At 65.7% G+C, this 23,656-nt stretch carries 19 protein-coding genes and 1 pseudogene; 12 read left to right on the top strand and 8 right to left on the bottom strand.

What is annotated here, in order from left to right:
- Positions 1-9: 9 nt before the first annotated feature.
- Positions 10-1,770, bottom strand: a complete 1,761-nt coding sequence (locus AB7535_RS22310) for a caspase family protein (protein WP_439036843.1) — start codon at positions 1,768-1,770, stop codon at positions 10-12.
- Between the two features lie 205 nt (positions 1,771-1,975).
- Between AB7535_RS22310 and AB7535_RS22305 the strand changes: the two genes are divergently transcribed.
- Complete coding sequence (locus AB7535_RS22305) at positions 1,976-2,239, top strand: RbsD/FucU domain-containing protein (protein WP_439036842.1); 264 nt, start codon at positions 1,976-1,978, stop codon at positions 2,237-2,239.
- A 49-nt stretch (positions 2,240-2,288) separates the two neighbouring features.
- On the opposite strand, the gene AB7535_RS22300 is transcribed toward AB7535_RS22305, so the two are convergent.
- Together AB7535_RS22300 and AB7535_RS22295 are read right to left on the bottom strand one after the other, a co-directional pair.
- The gene (locus AB7535_RS22300; RefSeq protein ID WP_439036841.1) at positions 2,289-3,971 is read right to left on the bottom strand and encodes a Na/Pi cotransporter family protein; all 1,683 of its coding nucleotides are present in this window, start codon (positions 3,969-3,971) and stop codon (positions 2,289-2,291) included.
- Positions 3,972-4,092: 121 nt separating this feature from the next.
- On the bottom strand, positions 4,093-4,476 hold the full coding sequence (locus AB7535_RS22295; protein WP_063986236.1) for a VOC family protein: 384 nt from the start codon (positions 4,474-4,476) through the stop codon (positions 4,093-4,095).
- A 147-nt stretch (positions 4,477-4,623) separates the two neighbouring features.
- Between AB7535_RS22295 and AB7535_RS22290 the strand changes: the two genes are divergently transcribed.
- The 3 genes and pseudogenes from AB7535_RS22290 to AB7535_RS22280 all read left to right on the top strand — a co-directional run bounded on the left by AB7535_RS22290 (position 4,624) and on the right by AB7535_RS22280 (position 5,884).
- Complete coding sequence (locus AB7535_RS22290; RefSeq protein WP_063982225.1) at positions 4,624-4,983, top strand: hypothetical protein; 360 nt, start codon at positions 4,624-4,626, stop codon at positions 4,981-4,983.
- Between the two features lie 138 nt (positions 4,984-5,121).
- Positions 5,122-5,400: an SDR family NAD(P)-dependent oxidoreductase gene (locus AB7535_RS22285; protein ID WP_439036840.1), complete on the top strand. Its 279-nt coding sequence runs from the start codon at positions 5,122-5,124 to the stop codon at positions 5,398-5,400.
- A gap of 71 nt (positions 5,401-5,471) precedes the next feature.
- Positions 5,472-5,884 (top strand): annotated as a pseudogene (locus AB7535_RS22280) (SDR family NAD(P)-dependent oxidoreductase).
- Positions 5,885-6,101: 217 nt separating this feature from the next.
- Here the strand turns inward: AB7535_RS22280 and AB7535_RS22275 are convergent.
- Entirely contained in the window at positions 6,102-7,469 is a 1,368-nt protein-coding gene (locus tag AB7535_RS22275) for a hypothetical protein (RefSeq protein WP_439036839.1), read from the bottom strand.
- A 75-nt stretch (positions 7,470-7,544) separates the two neighbouring features.
- Between AB7535_RS22275 and AB7535_RS22270 the strand changes: the two genes are divergently transcribed.
- The gene (locus tag AB7535_RS22270) at positions 7,545-8,741 is read left to right on the top strand and encodes an MFS transporter (protein WP_439036838.1); all 1,197 of its coding nucleotides are present in this window, start codon (positions 7,545-7,547) and stop codon (positions 8,739-8,741) included.
- Here AB7535_RS22270 and dgcA read toward each other — a convergent pair.
- On the bottom strand, positions 8,711-9,712 hold the full coding sequence (gene dgcA, locus AB7535_RS22265; RefSeq protein WP_439036837.1) for an N-acetyl-D-Glu racemase DgcA: 1,002 nt from the start codon (positions 9,710-9,712) through the stop codon (positions 8,711-8,713). The genes AB7535_RS22270 and dgcA overlap by 31 nt on opposite strands.
- Before the next feature lie 143 nt (positions 9,713-9,855).
- Here dgcA and AB7535_RS22260 point away from each other — a divergent pair, with 143 nt between their 5' ends.
- Genes AB7535_RS22260 through AB7535_RS22250 form a run of 3 tightly spaced genes read left to right on the top strand, consistent with a single transcriptional unit; the run spans position 9,856 to position 12,672 of the window.
- Entirely contained in the window at positions 9,856-10,989 is a 1,134-nt protein-coding gene (locus tag AB7535_RS22260; RefSeq protein ID WP_038944308.1) for an MlaE family ABC transporter permease, read from the top strand.
- Between the two features lie 2 nt (positions 10,990-10,991).
- Positions 10,992-11,774 (top strand): ABC transporter ATP-binding protein, encoded by a 783-nt coding sequence (locus tag AB7535_RS22255; RefSeq protein ID WP_063982229.1) that lies wholly within the window; start codon positions 10,992-10,994, stop codon positions 11,772-11,774.
- A gap of 16 nt (positions 11,775-11,790) precedes the next feature.
- Complete coding sequence (locus AB7535_RS22250) at positions 11,791-12,672, top strand: MlaD family protein (protein ID WP_439036836.1); 882 nt, start codon at positions 11,791-11,793, stop codon at positions 12,670-12,672.
- Between the two features lie 201 nt (positions 12,673-12,873).
- Here the strand turns inward: AB7535_RS22250 and AB7535_RS22245 are convergent, their stop codons facing one another.
- Positions 12,874-18,615, bottom strand: coding sequence for a negative regulator of septation ring formation (locus tag AB7535_RS22245; RefSeq protein WP_439036835.1), 5,742 nt, complete (start codon positions 18,613-18,615; stop codon positions 12,874-12,876).
- A 395-nt stretch (positions 18,616-19,010) separates the two neighbouring features.
- Here AB7535_RS22245 and AB7535_RS22240 point away from each other — a divergent pair, with 395 nt between their 5' ends.
- Positions 19,011-19,385: an Hpt domain-containing protein gene (locus AB7535_RS22240; RefSeq protein ID WP_187388006.1), complete on the top strand. Its 375-nt coding sequence runs from the start codon at positions 19,011-19,013 to the stop codon at positions 19,383-19,385.
- 166 nt (positions 19,386-19,551) lie between these two features.
- Positions 19,552-19,872 (top strand): 2Fe-2S iron-sulfur cluster-binding protein, encoded by a 321-nt coding sequence (locus AB7535_RS22235; RefSeq protein WP_014493954.1) that lies wholly within the window; start codon positions 19,552-19,554, stop codon positions 19,870-19,872.
- 15 nt (positions 19,873-19,887) lie between these two features.
- Here AB7535_RS22235 and AB7535_RS22230 read toward each other — a convergent pair whose 3' ends face one another.
- Positions 19,888-20,355: an acyl-CoA thioesterase gene (locus AB7535_RS22230; protein WP_231142336.1), complete on the bottom strand. Its 468-nt coding sequence runs from the start codon at positions 20,353-20,355 to the stop codon at positions 19,888-19,890.
- A 182-nt stretch (positions 20,356-20,537) separates the two neighbouring features.
- On the opposite strand from AB7535_RS22230, the gene AB7535_RS22225 reads away from it, so the two are divergent.
- A complete protein-coding gene (locus AB7535_RS22225) occupies positions 20,538-21,566 on the top strand; it encodes an NAD(P)/FAD-dependent oxidoreductase (protein ID WP_085405872.1) in 1,029 nt (342 codons plus the stop codon).
- A 107-nt stretch (positions 21,567-21,673) separates the two neighbouring features.
- Positions 21,674-22,285, top strand: coding sequence for a DUF2147 domain-containing protein (locus AB7535_RS22220; protein ID WP_063982234.1), 612 nt, complete (start codon positions 21,674-21,676; stop codon positions 22,283-22,285).
- Positions 22,286-22,399: 114 nt separating this feature from the next.
- Here the strand turns inward: AB7535_RS22220 and AB7535_RS22215 are convergent, their stop codons facing one another.
- The gene (locus tag AB7535_RS22215) at positions 22,400-23,500 is read right to left on the bottom strand and encodes a hypothetical protein (protein ID WP_439036834.1); all 1,101 of its coding nucleotides are present in this window, start codon (positions 23,498-23,500) and stop codon (positions 22,400-22,402) included.
- Positions 23,501-23,656: the final 156 nt, after the last annotated feature.

The raw sequence follows: 23,656 nt of genomic DNA, 5'->3' as shown, positions 1-23,656 counted from the left end.
TTGTGGCGATCAGCGCATGATGCCGCGGTGATTGTTGCCGCCGCCCATCGAGGGCGCCTGGTTCATCGACTGCCGGAAGTTGTTGCCGCCGTTGTTGACCACACGGTTGGCCGCATTGAACTGCGGGCGGTTGTTCTGCTGGTTGTTCTGGACCTGCACCTTGTTCACCGGATTGTTGTTGAGCTTCACGCCGTTGTTGACGCGGATCGGGTTGTTCTGCGCCTGAACGACCGGCTTCGTATCGACGGTCGTGCCACCCTTGCCGACATTCACCGGCATGCAGACGATCTTGCCAGTAGTGCCGTTGGCAGTGCCGGTATTGTTGCTGCGGCCGTTCTGCGTTGTGTTGGTCGCGGGCAGGGTGACGATCTTGCCCGGGGTCTGCGACGGCGTGCCGTTCGGCTGGTTCGGCTGATTGTTGCCGGCCGGCAGGTTGACGATCTGGCCGCCATTGCCGAGCTTGCCGATGACGTTGCTGTCGATCGGCTTCTGCACGACCGGCAGATTGCCATTCATCTGCCCACCGCCATTGCCCTGCTGCATCAGCGGCATGTATTTGGGCTGGCCGAGATTGCCGACCTTGAACGTCGGAGCAATGTTCTGCGGCGCCAGGAACTTGGTCGCCTGCATCAGGGGGATCAGCTTTGGCTGCACCTGGAGCTTCAGCGCGGATTGCGCATAGGGGCTGTTGCCGTAGCTGTCATAGAAGCTCTTGTAGCCGAGCGGGGAGTTCGCGAGCACCGCCTTGTGCCAGGCCTGCGTGATCAGCAGGTTCGAGAGCAGCCAGCGGATGTGGTCGCACAGCGGGTCGTGCGGGTACATCTGGATGAACTCCTGATAGTACTCCTGCCGTCCCTCGGACACGACGTAGTCATAGGCCTGGCGCGTCGAACGGCCCGGCAGGTTGGAGGCCATCTGCACGACAGGCGCATTCACCGGCGCGCGGGTGGCGGCGACAGCGGTGTCGCCGAAGAAGGTGAAGTCCGAGGTCAGCGACGAGCTTTCCCACGGGATCTGCGCGCCGCTGGTGGTCTGGTTCACTTCCAGACGCACGCGCTTGAACAGCTGCTCGATCGGCACGTTGGGTTCGCGCGCGACGTTGAGGAAGGCCTGGGTGTAGGGGCTGTGGCCGTTGGTGCCGTCCTGTGCTTCCGCACCCGGCGCGGTCGAGTAGCCCACGATCGAGCCGTTCGGCGCATCGACGATGGCGAGGCCGCGGCCGGCGTCGTTGACATCAGGGAACGGATTGTTGCGGCAGGCATCGAGGATGACGATGCGCATGCGGCTCGGGATCGTCTCCAGCGTCGACATCACGTCGACGAGGCGCACCGAGTTGCTCACGAGCTCGGTGGGGTTCGAAACTTTCGCATCGACGGGGACGAGATAGTTCTCGCCGGCGAGCTGCACGCCGTGACCGGCGTAGTAGACCATGGCGACAGTGTTCGGACCCCGCGCGGAAACCTTGGCGGAAAAGTCCTGGACGACGCGGAGCATGTCGTTCTGGGTCAGGTCGGTCGCGGCAACCACCTCGAAGCCGGCGGAGTTCAGGAACTGCGCCATCGACTCTGCGTCATTGTCGGGGTTTTGGAGCTGCGGCGCGTTCTTGTAGTTGGAATTGCCGATCACCAGCGCCACGCGCTGTTCCGGGCCTTGCAGCGCGGTCGGGGCAGGCTGGACCGGGGCGACCTGCGCGGAAACAGGGCCGCAGGCAAAGCCGAACAGGCTTCCCACGAGGCTAGCCGTCATCAGGAAAGGCTTTAGGCGGAACATGGCGTGCTCCTTTGGCACTCATCTCGATGCGAGATTGGTTGCGAGGAAGCTTGGCCGCGTTCGAGCCCGTGGTCCGTGATCGCAATCACCATGATGAGCTGCGTGATCTGAATCACGCTTGGAACCTGCTATGGTGAACGGCCGATGACCGGCCGCGCCGGTTCGGCCCGCGAAAGACCCGCTCTACGATTTCGATCCCGATCCGGTGCGCGTGATGGCGCCGGTCGACGATCCCGATTGCGTCCCCGACGTGCAGCGCGCGATGCTGGCGGAGATCGAACGCGCGGCCGGCGGCGCCGTCAGCCCCGGCAAGCTCTCGCGCTCGGAATTCTATCGCGCGGCGTCGGCGGGGTTCGGTGTCGTGCAGGTCGGCGACAGCAGGGGCTATGGCTGCTTCCTGATCCGCAAGGGCGTGATCTATAGAGCCCCTTCCGATGGGATCGGAACGGGGCTCCAGATTCTTGTTTGACGCGTTTTCTTGACGCGAACCGGTATCCACTTCTTCGCTTGAAAACGCGCTAGCCGCGACCGATGAGATGGATCGCCGAACGCCAGGCGTGCTGCGACAACGCCTCGAGGTTGCGAACCGCCTCGACGCGAAGGAGGGCAGAGTCTGCGGTCAGTGTTCCATTGGCCACCGCACCAAGCGTCGCGCTGCGGTGGATGCGCAGCATTTCACGGAGTTGTGTCGTACAACGCTCGAACTCGGCGATGGCCTCGTCGGGCGGGTCGGCGCGGGGACCAGCCAAGATGTCGCCGGCATGCGAGGCGGGCGCGAAGTGCGTCGATCCGCGGGGCGGCGCCGCGACGCCGCGCGCAATCGCGGCGGCGCTCCGCATGACCTCGGCACATAGCTCTCCGGCGCGGATGTCCTCCGGCCCGCCTGCCACCGAGCCGAAATTGTTTCCTCCACTTGCGAGGTCCGTCAGTCGAGATGCGTGGTCGAGTGCGTGCAGCGTGCTCGTGAGACGCCGTTGCTCGTCGTCGGTGTCGGGTGGCCCGGCCACATCCGACAGGAATATTTGCGCCTGGCTCACGGCATCGGCCGCTTCCTGCACGGAGACGGTGTCCTTTCCCAGCCGTATCGGTGCAGCGCGGGCCGCCAGTTTCGCCTCGACCGAACCGCACACCGTCAGGAGCACGCGCGCGATCGTGCGCCGTACCGCCTCGACGGCCACGATCGGGGTCTCAAGCGCCGAAGGATCGAGACATCGCGTCAGCGGCGAGCCGCGCTCGGGCAGGATCCGTTCGACCAGCCGCGTAAACGGGTTGATCAGCGGGAGCAGGACCGCGACGCCGACGACGTTGAAGGCTGTGTGGTACCCGGCCAGCAGCGTGACGCCGTCGATCGTGTCCGAGGCGCGCAGCAGCAAGGGCGTTACGACGGGAAAAGCTACCAGCGCGATGAGCGCGGCGATCAGCTTGAAAAGAACGTAGGCGATGGCCAACCGCTTCGCGGTGGCGCTCGCGCCGATCGCGGCGAGCGCGGAACTCGTCGCCGTTCCGATGTTCTGGCCGATGATCAACGCGCAGGCCTGGTCCAACCCGATTGCGCCTGCGAAATAGCCGGACAAGGTCACTGCGATGGCGGCCGTCGACGATTGCATCAGCGCGGTCATGACCAATCCGATCACCACCAGCGCCAGCACGCCGAGCAGGCCCGACCACCATGACGTCCCGGGACTGCCGAGGACCGCGGGCAGGTCCGCCGGGTGCAAACGTTCCGCCAGCCCGCCCATGCCCTGCTGCAGGGTCGTCAGCCCGAACAGCACGAGTCCAAATCCCGCGAGCGCGGCACCGGCGCCGGAAACTCGCCCTCGGCCGAGAAGCTTGGTCAACGCGCCGACGAAGATCATCGGCAACGCCGCGGCCGTTAGCGAGACACGGACGCCGATCAGCGCGACCAGCCAGCCGGTCCCCGTGGTGCCGATATTCGCGCCGAAGACCAGGCTCAACCCTTGCTGGAACGTCAGCAGGCCGGCGCTGACAAGACCGATCGTCGTCATCGTCGTCGCGCTGGAGGACTGCACCAGCAGCGTGACGAGGGCTCCCCAAAATGAGCCAAGCAGCGGCGTCGATGCCGCCTTGCCGAGCACCCCGCGCAGCGCGGAGCCGGCCAGCGTCTTCAGGCCCTCCGTCATCACGGTCATGCCGAGCAGGAAGAGACCTACCCCGCCGAGCGTCGAGATCGCCGTGGACATGCATGCTCCTCGCGACAATGCACCACGAATAGCGAAGCAGACAGTACAGCAACAAAGCCCCGATGGGTCGGATCAATCGTTACGCGATCGTCTGCCATCATCCCACTCGGGAGGGGCATCGTCAGCCGCGGGAGGTCATCAGATCGGAAGGCCAGCCGATCCGGACGAGAAGGCCGTCAGGTCCGTTGATGCCGACCTCATACATCCCCCATTCGCGGTGGCGCAGCACGCCGCCCGGCCGGATGATCAGATCGTCCACGCGTGCGGCAATGGCCTCGACGTCGGGCGTGCGAATGAAGACGCCGAAGGGATTGTGCTCGGGCACGCGCCACGGGCCATCGCCGGCTTGCGTGAGATGCACCTCGCAGCCCCAACCCCTCATGATCACGTAGCCGGCGTCACCACCCGCGCGCGTGAAGCCAAGACGCTCCCAGAACGGTATAGCAGCGGCAAGATCGTTGCTCGGAATGATGGCGAAGGCGCCGACGGGCGGGGTTTGAGGCATTCGCTCGCTCCGGAATAAGCGGTTGTCCGCGCAGCTCTCATGCTGCTTTTTCAAGCTTATCGGGAGAGCACGGTGAATCGAAGCGGCGAAAAGTCTAGCACTCGAATTTGAGTGGCCTGTCAGCTCCCGACTGTCTATGGTCGGTTCATGTCTCGCCTTATGTGTCTATCCGTTGCTGTCATCCTGTCTCTGCTGCCGGCCGTCGCGCCCGCTGAGCCCGTTCAAAAGCGTCCTAAGCAGGCTTGGCATGGCTACGGCTTCCTGCCGGGCTATCGCCAGCCGCTGAGCAACAGCATTCCGCTCTACAAGCAGAAGGAGGCGATGCGCCGCATGTCGCGGAGCGATCGCCGCCATTGGTATATCGACCCGGTTCCCCAATATTACGGCTGGGACGGCGAATGGCGCTATTTCGGCCGGCCCGGCTTCGGCGGCGGCCGCTACAATGGCGGCAGCTTCGGGCCGTGCTGGACGCGGACCCCGATCGGCGCGGTCTGGAACTGCGGGTGAGCGGCCTCACATCGATTCGCGGAACGCTTCGCGCGACAGATTTCAATCGTAACCGAATCCGGTTCGGCTGAAACCAAGCCGTCTTTCCGGTGTCCTAGCTCTTGTCCGGACCTTGCGGGTTCGGATGGAGTTATTGGCATGAATGATCGGTTCAAGGACAAAGTCGTCATCGTTACGGGCGCCGGCAGCGGCAGCGGCAGCGGCATCGGCGCCGCAGCCGCAAGGCGCTTTCACGGCGAAGGCGCCATTGTCGTGCTCAACGGACGGCGCGAGTTCAAATTGGCCGAAGTCGGTGCAGAGCTAGGCACCGATCGCTGCATGATCCGATCCGGCGACGTCTCGATCGCCGAAGACGTCGAGAGTCTGGTCGCCAACGTGGTGCAGCGCTTCGGGAGGATCGACATCCTCGTCAACTGATCGGTTTCCTGGGCTCGCCGATCCAGCTGTGGCGAGACGTCTTCGCGGTCAATGTCGACGGTGTCCTCTACATGACGCGTGCGGCGCTTCCGCACCTGATCGAAAGCGGCGGCTCGATCGTCAACGTGTCGTCTCTCAGCGGGCTTGGCGGTGACCGGGGCGTGAGCTTCTACAACGCCACGAAGGGTGCCGTCAGCAATCTCACACGCAGCCTGGCGCTCGAATTTGGCCCGAGAGGCGTGCGCATCAATGCGGTGTGCCCATCATTGACCCTCACCGACCTGACGAGGCCGATCATGGAGCAATATCCGGAATTGTTCGTGAAGCTGGTGGAACGTATCCCCTGGGGCGCGCAGCCCAGTCCGAGGAAATTGCGAGCGTCATCGCATTTCTCGCAAGCGACGACGCCAGCTTCGTGAATGGGGTGAACCTTCCAGTCGACGGCGGCGTCGACGCATCGACCGGGCTGGCCCCCTTCGCGTAGCGCGGCTAGGTTTGCGAGAGCACCCGTGCAGCAGCCTGGGTCCCGGCTCTGCGCCGCAACGCCTACGCGTTGCAGCTTGTCCGGGACACGAGAGAGGGCGCGGTGATCCACCTTGCTCCGTCATTGCGAGTTAGCGAAGCAATCCAGAATACCTCCGCGGAAAGACTCTGGATTGCCTCGCTGCGCTCGCAATGACGATGTGGAGCGAGCGTGTCCCTTACGAGAAGAACGCGATCTTCTCGGCTTGGGTCATGCGGCGGATTGGCGCCATGGGGTCGTTGGCCGCCGCGCGGGGCTTTTGCAGGATGCCACTGGCGAGGATGGTGGCGCCGAGCGAGGGCTCGGGCAGGGACGCGGACAAGGGCGAGGGCATCGGAAGCGTCGCGGTTGGCGCCGCACCGAATGTCGCGGCGGCTGCCATGGCCGGGGCCGGCTGCTCCATCACTTCGGCGGCGGCCTCCGCAATGGCGTCGGTGAGGCGCGCAAGCGAGTCCATCGCGATCGGCGCGTCTTCGGCGGGCTCCTCCGCGGCTGCGGTGGCGGCCGGCTCGGCTGCGACCGGCTCCGGAAGCTCTGCGGCAATGGGCGCTGCGACCTCCGCAGCCATCGGCTCCGGAATGGCCGCTTCCAGCTCGACCGGTTCGGTGATCTCGTCGAACTCCGGATCGGGTGCGGCCATTTCCAGCGCGATGGCATCGAGTATGGCTTCGTCCTCGGCTTCCGCGGCGGCGTCGAGCGAGACCCCGTCAGTCACCTCAGTGAAAGCGGCGGCCTCTGCGACCTCCTCTTCGGGTCCGACGTGATTGCCGGCGATGAACTCCGGCTCGATGGCGACGTCCATTGCCTCCTCGCCAACGGCGAGTGCTTCGACGGCGCCGGCCGCTTCGACCGCTGCTTCGGGCGCGGGAGTCGCTGCGATGTCCTGCGGCGCCTCCGTAAGAGCCACGGGTGCTTCGGTGGCCATCACGGCAGGCGCAGCCTCTGCGACGGGCGCTTCCTGCACCGGCGCAAGTGCGGAATGCGCCGCCGCTTGCGGCGCTGTGTCGCCGTCACCATCGAGCTGCTCGACCCGATCCCTGAGCAGATCGAATGCGGCCTTGAGCTCGACGCGGGGGTCGACGGTCGATAGCTGCCCGCAAGCGGCCTCGATGGAGGCGAGCTGCGAATCAATGAGGTCGCAGATTCGCCCGTCGGCGCCGATCTCGCGCCAGCGCCAGGAGATCTCCTTGATGATGCGCACGCCGCGCGGAATCGGCGCGAGGCTGGCTTCGATCGCCGCGGGATCGAAGGCGGCGATCGCGATCGTCTCGGCTTCGCGGATGGCGCGGCGGATCTCGACCAGCGCCTCGGGCAGGCGATCCTCGACGACCGGTTGTCGCTGTGCCGCAAGGGTTTCTTCGATTTTCGCGACCGCATCGAGCACCATGCGGGTATCCGCATTGCGGTTGCGCTTGGCATATTCGCCGAGGAACCAGCGGCCGCGCGCGGTCTCCATGAAGGCTTCGCGGATCGCGTCGTAATCCTGCTCGTTCGGCTCGGCCGCACGGGCAGACATAGGCGAGAGGGCGAATGCTTCGTTGGCCATGACAATCTCGTCGCGCAAATCACTACGCGTTACTGTAACGATCACCACGATATCGACCGAATCGCAATTGGTTTGATGGCAGGCGAATCACAAATCCCCACGCAAGCTGCCGTGAAGCGGCGATTCGCCGTGAGCCTGGCGCTGTTCTATTCGGCGGTCTTCGCGGTGTCGGGCACGCATCTGCCGTTCTTTCCGCTCTGGCTGAAGGCGATCGGCATCGACGCAAGCTGGATCGGCCTCATCAACGCGTTGCCGGCGATCACGCGCTTCACCACGCTGCCGCAGATCACCGCCCTTGCCGAAAGGCGACATGCCATTCGCGCCGGCATGATGGTGTCGGTGCTGGCAACCGCGATCGGGTTCACGGCGGTCGGCCTGCAGCAGCAGCCGCTGGCGCTGTTCCTGATCTATGCGCTGACCTGCATGATGTGGACGCCGACGACCCCGCTGACCGATGCCTATGCGCTGCGCGGCGTCGCCCGCTACGGGCTCGATTACGGACCGTTGCGACTGTGGGGTTCGGCGGCCTTCGCCGCGGGCTCGCTCGCCTGCGGCTTTCTCGTCGACCACATCGCTGCGCGCGATCTGATCTGGATCATCGTCGCGTGGGCCGTCGTTGCGGTCGCCGCCAGCCTGCTGCTGCAGCCGCTCGACGATGTCAGGCGGAGGACGACGGAGACGCATGCCGGCAAGGCCTTGCTGCGCGATGGCGGCTTCTGGGCCGTCATCGCGTCGGCCGCGCTGATCCAGGGCAGCCACGTCGCCTACTACACGTTCTCGGCCATCAACTGGCAGCTCCACGGCTTCGGCGGGCTGACGATCGCGGGCCTCTGGACGCTGGGTGTGATCGCCGAGATCGTCGTCTTCGCGCTGTCGCCGCGGTTCTCGCTGTATCCGTCCACGCTGATCGCGATCGGCGGCGTGAGCGCCGTGGTGCGCTGGATCGTCACCGCGCAGGAGCCGCCGCTGGCGCTGCTCGTGATCGTGCAGCTCGGCCACGGCCTCACCTTCGGCATGACCATCGTCGGCACCATGAATCTGCTGGTGCAGCGCGTGCCATCGCATCAGATCGCGCGGGGGCAGGGCTATTACGCCGCGTGCAACGGCCTGCTGGGTGCGACGACTTCGATCGCATCAGGTGCGATCTACGCCCGCATCGGCGACAGCCTGTATTACGTGATGGCCGCGATGGCCGCAGCCGGCGCGCTGGTGATCTTGTCGGCGCGGCATCGACTCAAGGCTCATCCCCAGAGCGAGGAGGCGGGCGGATAGACCAGACTGTCGTCGTAGCGCAGCCCGTGGTCGCGGTCGCGCGCGAGCAGCAGCGGGCCGTCGAGATCGACGAAGCGCGCCTGCGGCGTCACCAGCATTGCGGGGGCCATCGACAGCGAGGTCGCGACCATGCAGCCGATCATGATCTCGAAGCCGAGCGCCTGCGCCGCGTCGGCCATCGCCAGCGCCTCGGTGAGCCCGCCGGTCTTGTCGAGCTTGATGTTCACGGCGTCGTAGCGCTCACGGAGCGGCGCGAGCGAGGGGCGGTCATGCACGCTCTCGTCGGCGCAGACCGCGAGCGGCCGCTTGATCCGCGACAGCGCGCCATCCCTCCCGGCCGGCAGCGGCTGCTCGACCAGGGTGACGCCGACGGCGTCGCAGGCGGCGAGATTCTGCTCCAGATTGGCCTCGGTCCAGGCCTCGTTGGCATCCACGATCAGCTCGGATTCGGGGGCGGCCTTGCGAACCGCCGCGATCCGCTCAGGATCGCCGTCGCCGTCGCCGCCGAGCTTGATCTTGAGCAGGGGCCGGTGCGCCGCCTTGGCGGTCGCCGCCGCCATCGCCTCGGGGGTGCCCAACGAAATCGTGAAGGCGGTGGTGCGCTCGCCCGGCACCGGGCGGTCCAGCAGGTTCCAGGCCCGCAGGCCGGTCGCCTTGGCCTCGAGGTCGATCAGGGCGCAATCCAGCGCGTTGCGGGCCGCTCCGGGCGGCATGGCGGCTTGCAGGGCCTCCCGCGAGAGGCCGCCCGCGACGGCCGCCTGCATGGCCTGGATGGCGGCAAGGGTTGCCTCGGGGGTCTCGCCATAGCGGGGATAGGGGACGCATTCGCCGCGGCCGGTCAGGCCGTTCCGGCTCAGTTCGGCCACAACGGTCACGGCCTCGGTCTTGGCGCCCCGGCTGATGGTGAAACTGCCGGCGATGGGAAATCGCTCGATTCGCGCCGCGAGGGCCGGAACTTTGCTGGAAGTCATTTTGAACTCTGGCGAAATCTGAACCTGCTAGTTACCTCTAGCAACTAACATTAACCAGTTGGGGATACCTTCTCCGGGTAAGGGCGTGTGCGCAACCATCTGATTCTACCCGTTTCTCGCGTTCCGGCACGGGAGCGGAGACCTTGAGCGGCGATCCGAAGCTGGAACGGATTGCCAAGGGCAACGCGTTGGCACTCTGCGCCACCGGAACCTGGACCGCGAGCTTCGCGCCGGTCCTGGAGCGGATGGTGGCTGACGCCGAAAAGCTCGCCGGCGGCTCGCAAAGCATCTTCATCGACGTCTCCGAGGTCGCCAAGCTCGACACCTTCGGCGCCTGGCTGATCGAACGGCTGCGCCGCAGCCTGACCCAGGGCGCCGTCGAGGCGCAGATCGCGGGGCTTTCCGCCAATTATTCGAGCCTCGTGGACGAGGTGCGGCGGGTCAGGGCGACGCCGGTCGTCGACAGCAGCGCGGTCACCATCACCGGCATGCTGGAGCAGATCGGCCGGGCCGTGGCCGGGGTCGCCGGCACGGTTGCGGGCCTCGTCGACATGCTCGGCGCGGTGCTCGCGGCGGGGTTTCGCGTCTTGATCCACCCGCGCTCGTTCCGCCTCACCTCGACCGTGCACCACATGGAGCAGGTCTGCTGGCGTGCGGTGCCGATCATCGTGCTGATCACGTTCCTGATCGGCTGCATCATCGCCCAGCAGGGTATTTTTCATTTCCGCAGGTTCGGCGCCGACATCTTCGTCGTCGACATGCTCGGCGTGCTGGTGCTGCGCGAGATCGGCGTCCTCCTGGTCGCGATCATGGTCGCGGGTCGCTCGGGCAGCGCCTACACGGCCGAGCTCGGCTCGATGAAGATGCGCGAGGAGATCGACGCGCTGCGCACGATGGGTTTCGACCCGATCGAGGTCCTGGTGCTGCCGCGCATGCTGGCACTGGTGCTGGCGCTGCCGATCCTCGCCTTCCTCGGCGCCATGGCCGCGCTTTATGGCGGCGGCCTCGTCGCCTGGCTCTATGGCGGCGTCGATCCCGAAGCCTTCCTGCTGCGCCTGCGCGACGCCATCTCGATCGACCATTTCATCGTCGGCATCGTCAAAGCACCGGTGATGGCGGCCGTGATCGGCATCGTCGCCTGTGTCGAGGGGCTCGCCGTGCAGGGCAGCGCGGAATCGCTCGGACAGCACACCACGGCCTCCGTGGTGAAGGGCATCTTCTTCGTCATCGTCATGGACGGCGTGTTCGCCATCTTCTTCGCCTCGATCGGGATGTGACGATGGCGCAAGAAACTCAAAACGCGATTCAAGATCCGATCATCCGCGTTCGCGACATCACCGTGCAGTTCGGCGCGACGCGCGTGCTCGACGGACTCAACCTCGACGTCAAGCGCGGCGAAATCCTCGGCTTCGTCGGCCCATCCGGTGCCGGCAAGTCGGTGCTGACGCGCACCATCATCGGCCTCGTGCCGAAGGTCGCGGGCTCCATCGAGGTGTTCGGCGTCGACCTCGATTCCTCCAGCACCTCGCAGCGCCGCAGCGTCGAGCGCCGCTGGGGCGTGCTGTTTCAGCAGGGCGCGCTGTTCTCCTCGTTGACCGTGCGGCAGAACATCCAGTTTCCGATGCGCGAATATCTCCGGGTCTCGCAGCGGCTGATGGACGAGATCACCCTGGCCAAGCTCACCATGGTCGGGCTCAAGCCGGAAGTCGCGGATCGCTTTCCCTCGGAACTGTCGGGCGGCATGATCAAGCGCGTGGCGCTGGCGCGCGCGCTGTCGCTCGATCCCGATCTCGTGTTCCTCGACGAGCCGACCTCGGGCCTCGATCCGATCGGCGCCGGCGATTTCGACGAGCTGGTCAGGACGCTGCAGCGTACTTTGGGCCTGACCGTTTTCATGGTAACGCACGACCTCGACAGCCTTTACACAGCCTGCGACCGCATCGCCGTTTTAGGGAACGGTAAGATCATTGCGGCAGGGTCGATCGCCGACATGCAGGCCTCGCAGCATCCCTGGCTGAGACAATATTTCCACGGCAAGCGCGCCCGTGCGGTGATGGGCTGAGGTGCCGGAGTAGCTGATGGAAACGCGGGCCAATTACGTACTGATCGGATCATTCACGCTGGCGGTGATCGCCGCGGCGATCGGCTTCGTGCTGTGGTTCCAGTCGCTGCACACCACCAAGCAGCGCAGCCCCCTGCGCGTCGTGTTCGAGGGCCCGGCGGCGGGCCTGCGCAACGGCGGCAGTGTCAACTTCAACGGTATCCGGGTAGGTGAGGTGGTCTCCGTGAAGCTCGACAACCCGCGGCGGGTTGTCGCACTCGCCATGGTCGAGAACAACACCCCGCTCCGCAAGGACACCCTGGTCGGCCTCGAATTCCAGGGCCTGACCGGCGTCGCCGCGATCTCGCTCAAGGGCGGCGAGGAGGCCGCGCCTCCGCCGCCGCTCGACGAGGACGGCATCCCGTCGCTGACGGCCGATCCCAACAAGCTCCAGGACGTCACCGAGGCGATCCGCGGCACGCTCCAGAACATCAACAAGATCGTCGCGGACAATCAGGAGTCGGTGAAGAACTCGCTGAAGAACCTCGAGACCTTCACCAACTCGCTCGCGCGCAACTCGGAGAAGATCGACGGCGTGATGGCCAAGGTCGACGGCGTCATGCACAAGGCCGACAGCCTCATGCTTGGCCTCAACACGCTCGCCGGCGGCAAGGACGGCGGCGAGCTGTTCCAGGCGGTGAAGTCGATCCGCGAGCTGGCCGAGGATTTCGACAAGCGCTCCGGTGCATTGATGACCGACGGCCGGCGCACGCTCGGCGACATCAGCCGCGCCGTGAACAATTTCGACCGCAACCCGACCCGCGTGCTGTTCGGCGCCAGCAACAGCGCGCCAGCGGCCGCAGCGCCGCCCGCAGAGCCGCCGAGGCCGGCGCCAGCGAACGAGCGCAAGCGGCAGTAGCGCCTCTCTCCTACGTCATTGCGAGCGACTTGTCCGCCGTAGCTCGAAGAGCGAAGGCGGAAGCGAAGCAATCCAGATTGTCTCCGCGGAAGCAGTCTGGATTGCTTCGTCGCAAGGACTCCTCGCAATGACGGGCTCAAACGAAAACGGAGGCCGTGAGGCCTCCGTTCTCATTCGCTATTCGTTGTCGCTATGGGCTGATCACCCGAGCCGGCCCGCTGCATGCGCGAGCAGCGTGTAGACCAGGCCCGTCTCCGAGGTCAGGTGGCTGCGCAACTCCTGTGGACCACGGCCGTCGCGGGCGACTTCGTCGAGCAGACGCTCGAACTCGGCGACGTAGCGGTCGACCGTGCCCTTGAAGTTGCGGTCGGCGCGGTACTTGCGGGCGACCTCGTCAAAGGCCTTCTGGCCGGCGGGCGTGTAGAGACGCTTGGTGAAGGCCTTGTTCTCGCCGCGCTGGTAGCGGTCCCACATCTCGGAGGCGAGGTTGCGGTCCATCAGGCGACCGATGTCGAGCGACAGCGACTCCAGCGGATTGCTGCCACCCTGCGGAGCCTGCGGCTGCGGCGCGGGTGCCGCGCGGCCACGCGGGGCCTCACGTCCGGTCGGAGCACCCTGGTTGGCGTCCGTGCGGTTCAGGAGGTCCGACAGCCAGCCGTCGCGGCCCTGGTCGTTGCCCGCGGGTGCGACCGGCGGCGCTTCGGTGCGGCGCGAGGGGGCGGGCATGCCGAGGTCCGGCGGCGGCAGCGTCGAGGCGCTGCCGGTGTCGCGGCCGCGCGTCTCGGTGTTGCGCGTGCCGACGGCTGCCAGCAACGGCTCTTCCTGGCGCTGCGCGCCGGCGCGGCCCGTCGTGGAGACGTCGAGGCCACGGCCATGCTGGGCCACGATGCGGTTGAGCTCGGCGAGGGCCTCGATCTGGTCGACGATCACCTTGCGCATCTGCGCAGTGCTCTCGGCGGCCTCCTGCGGCATCTCGAGCACGCCGCGGCGCAGCTCGTTGCGGGTGGCTTCGAGCTCGTTGTGCATCTCGAACGCCATCTGCTTCATGCTGGAGACGAGGTTGGTGAACTTCTCGGTCGACTGCTTGAACATCGTATCCGCCTCGTCCGTGGTCTGGCGGTAGATGTCGTGCATGGCCTCGATGGTCTGGCGGTGCTCCTCCTCGGACGCCACGCGCACCGCCTCGAACTGCCGGGTGATCGCGGCGGAACCTGCGCCGGCGGTCTCCGCGACGACGCGGGCGATGTCGCGGGCACGCTCTTCGGCGGCGGCCAGCGATTCATCGAGCAGGCCGGTGAAGCGCGACAGACGCTGGTCGAGATCGGCCGTGCGCAGGTCGATGGTCGTGACGAGCGATTCCAGCGCCTGCTTGCGTTCAGCGAGGGAAGCGGTGGTGTTCTTGTTGCTCACCTCGACGACCTGCGCGGCCTCGACCAGTGCCTTGCCGTGCGCGTCGAACTGGGTCGATAGCTCGCCGAGGTCCTGCAGCGCCCGCGTGGTCTTCGTGTTGAAGACGTTGAGCTGGTCTTCCAGGTTCTGCGTCGCAGCGCCGTTGCGCGAGGTGACGTCGTTCATCGCCGAGACGAAGTCGGCGACGCGCGTCACCAGCGCCCGCTCGAGCGAGTTGAGGTTGTCGTGCGCACCGGTCAGCACCTCCTGGAGCAGGATGTTGCCTTCGCGCAGACGCTCGAACAGGGCCACCGTATCGGTACGCAGGATCTTGCTGGTCTCCTGCATCTCGGTGACGGCCGCGATCGAGACCTGGCGCGACTGGTCGATCGCCGAGCGGGAGGCCTGCTCGAGGTCCTTGAGCGACTTGCCGACCGCGCCGGTGGCCATCTCGCTCGCCGCGTTGATGGTGCGGGCGACTTCGGAGCCGTTGCCCATCATCGTCTGCGAGAACGCATGGCCGCGCGTCTCGATCGACTTCAGCGCATCCGAGGTGACGCGGTCGATGTCGAGCGTGAGCTGGCTGGTCTTCGAGCCGATCGCGTCGACCAGCGCGCCGCGCTTGGCGTCGATCATGTTCGACAGACGGTCGGCCTGCTGCTGCACGTAGGTGACGATCTCGTCGGTCTTGCCGGTCATGGCCTGGCCGAAGCTGCTGCTGGCGGCGAGCACCGAACGCTCGACGTCGGACGAACTCGACTTGACACGCGAGCTTGCCTCGTTGGAGGCGTTGATCAGCGCGTTCTGGGCGTTGAGCGCGCTGGTCTGGATGTCGTTGGTGGCGTTGGTCGTGGCCGTGCTCAATACGCGCTCGATCTCGGTCGAGATCGTGCGGATCTGGCTTGCGGCATCCGCCGACGTCGAAGTCAGCGAGGTCTGCGCCTCACGCGCGCTGTTGAGGATGGTCGAGGCGGTGTCGGCGCCGATCGAGGTCAGCGTGCGCTCGATGTCCGTGGTCAGCGACTTGATCTGGCTTGCCGCATCCGTCGAGGCGGTGATCAGCGTGCCCTGGGCCTCGCGCACGCCGCTGGTGAGCGCCTCGATGGTGGCGCCGCCGGCGGTCGCCAGCGCGCGCTGCATCTCGGCCGCCAGCGAGCGGACCTGGCTGGTCTGTTCGGCCGAGACGGAGAGCAGGGTGCTCTGGGCGTCGCGGGCGCTGGTCGTGATCGTCTCGGCGGTCGACTGGCCGACCTGCGAGAGCGACCGATGCACTTCGACCGCGAGCGACTTGACCTGGGTCGCCGCATCCGAGGACGCGTTGACGAGCGTGGTCTGGGCTTCGCGGGCGCCGGTCATGATGGTCTCGGCCGTCGAGGTGCCGGCCATCGAGAGCGAGCGCTGCACGTCCGAGGACAGCGCCTTGATCTGGTTGGCGGTCTCGGTCGAGGCCGCAATCAGCGCGCTCTGCGCATCGCGGGCGCCGGCGGTGATCGATTCCGCCGTGGTGGCGCCGGCCAGCGACAGCGAACGCTGCACGTCGGCGGTGAGGGTCTTGACGTGGTTGGCCGCGTCCGAAGACGCCGTGACGAGCGTGGTCTGTACCTCGCGGGCGCCGGCCAGGATCGAGGCTGCGGTGGCAGAACCGGCCGCCGACAGCGTGCGTTCGACGTCGACCGCGAGCCCCTTGATCTGGTTGGAGGCATCGCCGGAGGCAGCGACCAGGGTCGACTGAGCCTCGCGGGCGCTGCTCAGGATCGAGTTCGCAGCACCGGTGCCGACCGCGGTCAGCGCGCGCTCGACCTCAGTGGAGGTCATCTTGAGCTGGGCGTTGACATCGGAGGAGGTCATTTTGAGCTGGGCGTTGACGTCGGAGGAGACCGTCATCAGCGACTGCTGGGCGGTACGCGCACCGGTCTGGATCGTTTCGCTGGTGTTGACGACGAGGTTGGTGAGCGAGCGCTCGGCATCCTCGACATGCGAGCGGATCGCGGTCGAGATCATCTCGGCGCGGGACATCATGTCCTCGCTGGCCTGACGGCCGCTGCTTTCGATGCGGCCGGCGACGGCTTCGACACGCGAGCCGAGCAGGTCCTCGAACTGCGCCACGCGCACGTCGATGTCGTTGGCGACCGAGCCGACCTTGGTCTCGATGGCCTGGTGGATGTCCTGGAAGCGCGCCGTGACCGTGTCGGTCAGGTGCGTGCTGCGGCCGTCGATCATCTCGGCGACGCCGGTGATGCGGCGGTCGACCGCCTCGATCGCCTGCGCGGTGCCGTCGGTGAGCGTCGAGGTCAGGAGGGTGAGGCGCGTGTCGATCGACTGCACGGCCTGCGAGGCGCCGTTCGTCACCGCAGTCGTCAGGTAGGTGAGGCGCGTGTCGATGGATTCGAGCGCCTGCGAGGCGCCGCCCGAGAGCGTCGTCGTGAGGTGCGTCAGCCGCGTATCGATCGACTGGATGGTCTGCGATGCGCCATCGGTGAGCGAGGTCGCGAGATAGTTGAGGCGCGTATCGATCGTCTCGATGGCCTGCGATGCGCCGTCAGTGAGCGACGTCGTGAGGTGGGTGAGGCGGGAGTCGATCGACTGGATCGCCTGCGCGGCACCGTCGGTCAGCGACGAGGCGAGGGTGTTGAGGCGTCCGTCGATGGTTTCGGTCACCGACTTGGCGCGGGTGTCGAACGACTGCTCGAGCGCGGCGACGCGGCCGACGAGCTGGTCGTCGAAAGTCTTGATGTGGCCTTCGATCGTGCCGTCGAGGCTGACGATCTTGTCGTTCAGCGAGGCGTCGAGGTTGGTGACACGTTCGCCGACCGTGGTCTCGAACTGCACCAGGCGCTGGTCGAGCACGGCCGTGATCGCCCCGCCGTTCGAGGTGAAGCGGGTATCGAAATTGTCGACATAGGTCTTCAGGCTCTCGGCGATGTCCTGGGTGCGCTGGCCCATGCGATCGACGATATCACCGCCGAACGTCTTCACGGTGCGGTCGAACTCGGAGATGTGGCGGGTGATCAGCGCGCCGAGCGTGCCGGAGTCGCGGGCGAACCTCTCGACCAGCTCGGTGCCCTGGTTCTTCACCAGCTCGTCGAACGCGCTCATCTGCAGCGACAGCGAGTCGTGCGCGGTCTCGGTCTGGCTGACGACCTTGGCGACGAGGGTGTTGACGGTGGCGTCGAGCGCCTCGCTCGCCTTGTCGCCGGAGGTCATGATGTGGCCGGCGAGCCGGTTGCCGGCATCGTCGATCTTGGCGGAGAGGTCGTTGGAGCGCAGCTCGAGCTCGAGCAGCAGCGAGTCCGACGAATTCTTCAGGCTGTCGTGCACCTGCTCGGTGCGCTCGGAGATGCCGTCGACGATGGCGGCGGAGCGCTGCTCGAACTCGCCGGTGATGCGGTCGATACGCTCGTTCAGCATCTCGTGGACGCGGTCGGCGAGGTCGACGAACTCGTCGTGGACGTGGCCGGTCTTGAAGTTGAGGCTGGTGGTCAGCCGCTCGCTGGCGTCGAGCACGGCGCGCGTGGTCTCGTTGCTGGCCTCCTCGAGGCGGTCGAGCAGGTCGCCGCCGCGCTCGCCGAGCGCGAGGATCATGTTGTCGCCGGCGTTGCTCAGGGCGCCGGTGATGTGGGCGCCGCGCTCTTCCAGCGCGCCGGTGATGCTCTTGGCGACCTCGTCGACGCGCGAGGCGATCGCGTCCGAGATCAGCGCGATGTCGTGGCGCAGATCGATCTGCACGCCGGAGATGGCGCTGCGGACCTGCTCGGCCTGGCCGACCAGATTGTCGCGCTGGTGCGCGATGTCCTGGAGCAGGGAGCGGATGCGCACTTCGTTGTCGGAATAGGCGCGTTCGAGCGCCGCAACCTCGTTGGCGACCAGCGTCTCGAGCTCGCCGGCGCGCGCGATGGCGCGTTCGATGCCGTCGCCCATCGCCGCGACCTCGCGGCGGATGGCCTGGCCGACGGTCACCATGGAATCGGACGCCGAGCCCTCGGGCTCGGAGAAGCGGATCGCGACCTGCGCCATCGCCTGCGCGATCATGCGCATTTCCTGGCCGCGCCAGACCAGGCTCGCCAGGAAGTAGAACAGCATGATCGGCGCGAAGAACATCGCGATCAGGCCGGCGATGACGAGCACGCCGCCGCTCTGGCCCATGGCAGCCTGGATCGAGGGCAGGAAGCCGACGGTGAGCGCGGCGCAGGCTGCGAGCCAGACGCCGGCGAAGATGGTGGCGAAGGTGTAGACGCTGCGGGCAGGGCGGCCCTTCTGAAGCGCCTGGAGCAACTGGCCGATGGTCTCGCGGTCGTCGTTGGCGGCGCGGCGCGAGGTGCGCGGCTCCTCGATCGTATCGAACACGGTGGCGCGCTCGTTGGCGGCAGGACGCGGCTCGAAGGTCGGCTCGTCGAAGATCGGAGGAGCCGGCGGCCCCACCGGAGCCGACGTTTCGTTGCGCATCGAGGCGTTGCGGCTGGTGTCCGCGGCCGTGTCGCTGATGTTCAGGGCTTCCTGGATCGCAGAAAGCGCAACTTCTGTCGGGTCTTTGACCTTTTTCGGAGTGTTCGCCATGTTCAGTCCGAGCCCTCGTTACTTGTACGCGTCCTCCCGCGAGCCCAGCGCGCTACGCAAGCCCACAGACCGGATCATGCCGCTTACGCGGATTCCCAGCCGTCCCCACCCGGACGGCTTGTCCGCTAATTTCTCCCAACATCCTATTGGCAGAGCGTCGCGAATGAAATGCCCGGGATTAAGACAATCTTAATCATCGTTAACAGGATAGCGCCGTAACGCCTTAGCAATAAATGGAATTCTCCACCGGACTCGCCGGATTGCGGCAACTTTTCGTCAATAAACGGGCGGATTTGCGTAAAACGGCCCAAACACTTCGTTAACCATTTCCATGCTTCGGTGGGGGAACTTGACCGCCGGATCGGCGGACATCGCGCGATGCCGGGGTCTGCGCCATGACGCCTGAACTGCAACGGATGGACTGGATGCCTTCGCCCCCGCTTGCACCCATCGACAGCCCGCTCGACCTCGATCACCTCTCGCGCATGACGCTCGGGGACACTGAGCTGGAACAGGAAGTGCTCGCGATGTTCGCCGAGCAGGCGGTTCGCCTGGTTGCGGCGATGGCAGCACTGCCGGCCGAGGCCGGCACACTCGCCCACAAGCTCGAGGGCTCCGCGCGCGGAATCGGCGCCTTTGCGGTGGCCGATGCCGCGGCCAGCCTGGAGACCGCGGTCCGGACCGGCCATGGCCAGCCCCACGCCTTCGCCGCGTTGAAAGAGGCGGTGACCGAGGCTCGCGCCGCCATCGAGGCGATCCTGAAGCCCTAGGGCGACAGGGCGAGAAACCGCGCTCTAGTCTTTTGTTTTGACGCGTTTTCTTCCCGCGAAGCGGGATTCACGTCGCTTCAAAACCCTATGGCGCCGGGCGGATCGACCCGTTATAGGACAGCCCGGACCCTCCTTCATTCGCAACATCGCGGCAGCACGAGCACACATGGCCAAGATTAACTTTGTCGACCACAAGGGCGAAACCCGTACGGTGGAAGTCGAGAACGGCGCGACCGTGATGGAAGCCGCCATCCGCAACAGCATTCCCGGCATCGAGGCCGAATGCGGCGGCGCCTGTGCCTGCGCAACCTGCCATGTCTATGTCGACGAAGCCTGGCGCGAGAAGGTCGGCAGCCCGACGCCCATGGAAGAAGATATGCTCGATTTCGGTTTCGACGTGCGCCCGAACTCGCGGCTGTCCTGCCAGATCAAGGTCTCCGACGAGCTCGACGGGCTTGTCGTGGCGACGCCGGAACGGCAGGCCTGATCGTCTCTCGATCTACTAGATGCTCGGCGGCGCGACCACGATACCGCGCTTGTGCCAGGGTCTGAGCTTCTCGATGATCTCAGCGGTGAGCGGTGCGGGCCGCCGCGTCGCCTCGTCGAGCATGACGCCGACCGACATCGCCGAAGCGATGCAATTTCCTTCCGAAAACACGACCTGTTCGAAGGTCACCGACGTCCGTCCCAGTTTGACCACGCCGAGGCCGAGCTCGATCGTGTTCGGCCAGTGCAGCTCGGCGCGGAAATGGATGTCGAGGCGCACCATGATCCAGGCGAGGCCCGGCGGCGTCAGCCCGTATTCCGGGCTCTTCATCAGCGTGACCCGGCCGGTCTCGAAATAAGTGGCGTAGACCGCGTTGTTGACGTGCTGGTTCGGATCGAGATCGCCGAAGCGGACATTGTCGCCGAGACGATAGGGATAGTCCTCCAGGCGCGGCGTCGTATCGAGGCGGCTTGGTGCGTTCACCGATTGATCTCCGTCATATCGCTTCCCGTTACAGCCCAGTTATCCTGACCCGGCAAGTGGGCGCGGCTGCGGGGTGCTCCCGCTTTTATGCCTTCCCTGATCCATCCCCGTTGGCTAGACAGGCAGGGTCACTTCTGCCCCCCGGGCGGCGTCCAACCGATAACGATCGATAAAGAGACGACATGAGCGACGTGATCAAAACCGATGTGCTGATTATTGGCGCCGGCCCCTGTGGTCTGTTCGCCGCCTTCGAGCTTGGCCTTCTCGACATGAAGGCGCATTTCATCGACATCCTCGACAAGGTCGGCGGCCAGTGCGCCGAGCTCTATCCGGAAAAGCCGATCTACGACATTCCCGGCATTCCGCACGTTTCGGGGCAGGGCCTCACCGACGCGCTGATGGAGCAGATCAAGCCGTTCCATCCGACCTTCCATCTCGGCGAGATGGTGGAGACGGTGGAGAAGATCGGCGATCCCTTGTTTCGCTGCACCACCGACGCGGGCAAGGTGTTCGAATGCAAGGTGGTGGTGATCGCGGCCGGCGGCGGCTCGTTCCAGCCCAAGCGCCCGCCGGTGCCGGGCATCGAGGCCTATGAGGGCACCTCGGTGCACTACGCCGTGCGCAAGATGGAGACGTTCCGCGACAAGAGCGTTCTGATCGTCGGCGGCGGCGATTCCGCGCTCGACTGGACGCTCAATCTGCATCCGCTCGCCAAGCGCGTCACGCTGCTGCACCGGCGCGACGATTTTCGCGCCGCGCCCCACAGCGTCGAGCAGATGCGCGCGCTGGTGGCCGACGGAAAGATGGATCTGCGGCTCGGGCAGGTCACCGCGCTGTCCGGCACCGAGGGCAAGCTGACCGGCGCCACCGTCAAGGGCAACGACAACAGCGTGAGCGAAATTTCCTGCGACACCATGCTGCCGTTCTTCGGGCTGACCATGAAGCTCGGTCCGGTCGCGAACTGGGGCATCGCGCTGGAGAACAATCTGGTGCCGGTCGAGACGTCCGCGTTCGAGACCAACGTATCCGGCATCTTCGCCATCGGCGACATTAACACCTATCCGGGCAAGCTCAAGCTGATCCTGTGCGGCTTCCACGAGGGCGCACTGATGGCGCAAAAAGCCCATCGCTACGTCTATCCGGAGAAGCGGCTCGTGTTCCAGTACACGACCTCGTCCTCCAGTCTGCAAAAGAAGCTCGGTGTCAACTGACGGCACCGGGTTCGGCAGGCAATGCCCCATGTTTCTGGTGCTGGAACCGTTCGCGAAATCGCCGTAGTCTGCGGCCATTGCAGTGGCGGCTTAGCAAGGTGATCATAATGCGGACTCTCTTTTCCAGCTTTCGACTGCTCTCGCCCCTCGCGCTCGCTGTTGCGCTGACGCTTGGCGCGGTTGGGCCGGTAGCCGCACAGGCGCAGCAGCCAACCGCCGCGGGTCTTTGGCAGAAGACCGAGGACGGCAAGACGGTGGGATGGTTTCTCTTCGTCGACCACAACGGCATCTTCGAAGGCGTGATCGCAAAAACCTTTCCGCGCCCCGGCGACGACCCGAATGAGGTCTGTGCGAAATGCACGGATGATCGCAAAAACGCCCCGGTGCTCGGGCTCTCCTTCATCCGCGACATGAAGCGCGACGGCTTGAAGTATGACGGCGGCAACGTGGTCAATCCGCGCGACGGCAACATCTGGAAGGCCAAGATGTCGGTCAGCCCGGACGGGCAGACGCTGACCATGCGCGGCTTCCTCGGCATTTCCCTGTTCGGCAAGGACGAGACCTGGACGCGTCTTCCCGACGCCTACATCGCCCAGGTCGATCCTGCCATCGTCGCCAAATATCTTCCGGCACAGGCGACCGCCGCGACGACGAAGCCGGCGCCCGCGCCCGCGGCGAAGAAGGGCGGCGCGATGATGGCGCCGGCGCCGAAGCAGTAGGGCCCTCCGTATCCTCGCACTGTCTCTGGAATACTGGATCGCCCGATCAAGTCGGGCGATGACAGTTGAGTGTGTGGCTCGGGCCTGCCTCAGCAGCGACGGTCTTGACGACCGTCAATACGTCCGGGCCTTCTTGCAAGGCGCGTAGAACGTGCCGTTGCCGGCGACGACCCGCTCGAGGCATTGCCGGGGATCGGTGATCTCGCCGTCGACCTGGAAATAATAGGCCTGCGGTCCCAGGCTCAGGACGTAATGTCCCGGCGCAAGCTCGAGCCCTGAATCGCCGGTGTGAAGCTCGTACATCTCGGGCTTCCCCGGGATCGGCGACACCCGGAACGGATAGGAGAAGTTTCGGATCACCCCGACATCTTCTCCGCCGCCTAGATTTTTGCCTGCAGCGTCGGTAGAAAACTCCCTGGCGATCTTCGCGACGACCCGAACCTCGACGCGCTCGGGGATCACGTTCGCGGCGTCCCGCCGAAACACGATGAATTTGACGCGGCCGTTCGGCAGATGCGGGCGATCGGGCTTCTTGAACTCCGGTGAAATCGCGATGCGCATGTCCGGCGCCATCACGCCGGTCGCATTCAATTCCGCCAGCGATTTGTCGTCGATCAATGCGTAGATGCCGTAGTCGGTTGGCAATACGCGCGTCGAGGGAGGCGGGGCGGGGGCGACCATCTCCGGTTTGGCGACCGTGATCGTCGCCTCCGGCTTGGGCGATACCTGCGCGATCTCCTGGGCCTGGGACGAAATCTGGCGGCGCAGCGCGGCGATGTTGTCTCGCTGCGAGACGATCAGGATGACGGCGCCAACGGCAAGCAGGATGGCCGCCGTACGCTTGATCACCGGTAGAAGCGGGCCCGAGATCGCAGGCAGCTTGCTGCGGGATATCTCGATCCTCGATCGCAAAACGGTCGCGTCGCCGGACACCAGGAGACCGCCTGTCTCGGTCGCCTTTGACGACGTGAGCTGTTGTGACGGCAAGCGCTCCAGCGGCGCCTGGTCGCGCGAGAATTTTTCGACCTCCTCGATTGCGACCTCGAGCGCCCGCTTCATCTGGTCGATGTTCCTGGCGTCGGCGTAGGTGAACTGCTCCTGGAGCTTGTAGCGGGCAAGGTCGTAGACCATCTGCCGCCTGGCTTCCGCGTCGTCCTTCACCGTCTCGAGCATCCGCGAAATCACGAGCGCAAACTGCACTTCGCTTGCGGGCAAGTCGGTCGAATCCTGCTGGCCAGGAAGCAACTCTCTCGAACTCATAGCGCTGACGGTCCAATGCCAGTCACGCCAACACCTGATTTCTCTAATTGAAACAGTTGATTAAAAGATGCGGCCCGCGTCCGCGGCCGTTTCGTACACGTCCTCGCGGAA

It is taken from the genome of Bradyrhizobium sp. 956_D2_N1_4, assembly GCF_052076025.1.
GTDB classification, from domain to species: domain Bacteria; phylum Pseudomonadota; class Alphaproteobacteria; order Rhizobiales; family Xanthobacteraceae; genus Bradyrhizobium; species Bradyrhizobium barranii.
The sequence above is the reverse complement of the archived record's forward strand: the minus strand, read 5'-3'. Positions and strand labels throughout refer to the sequence as shown.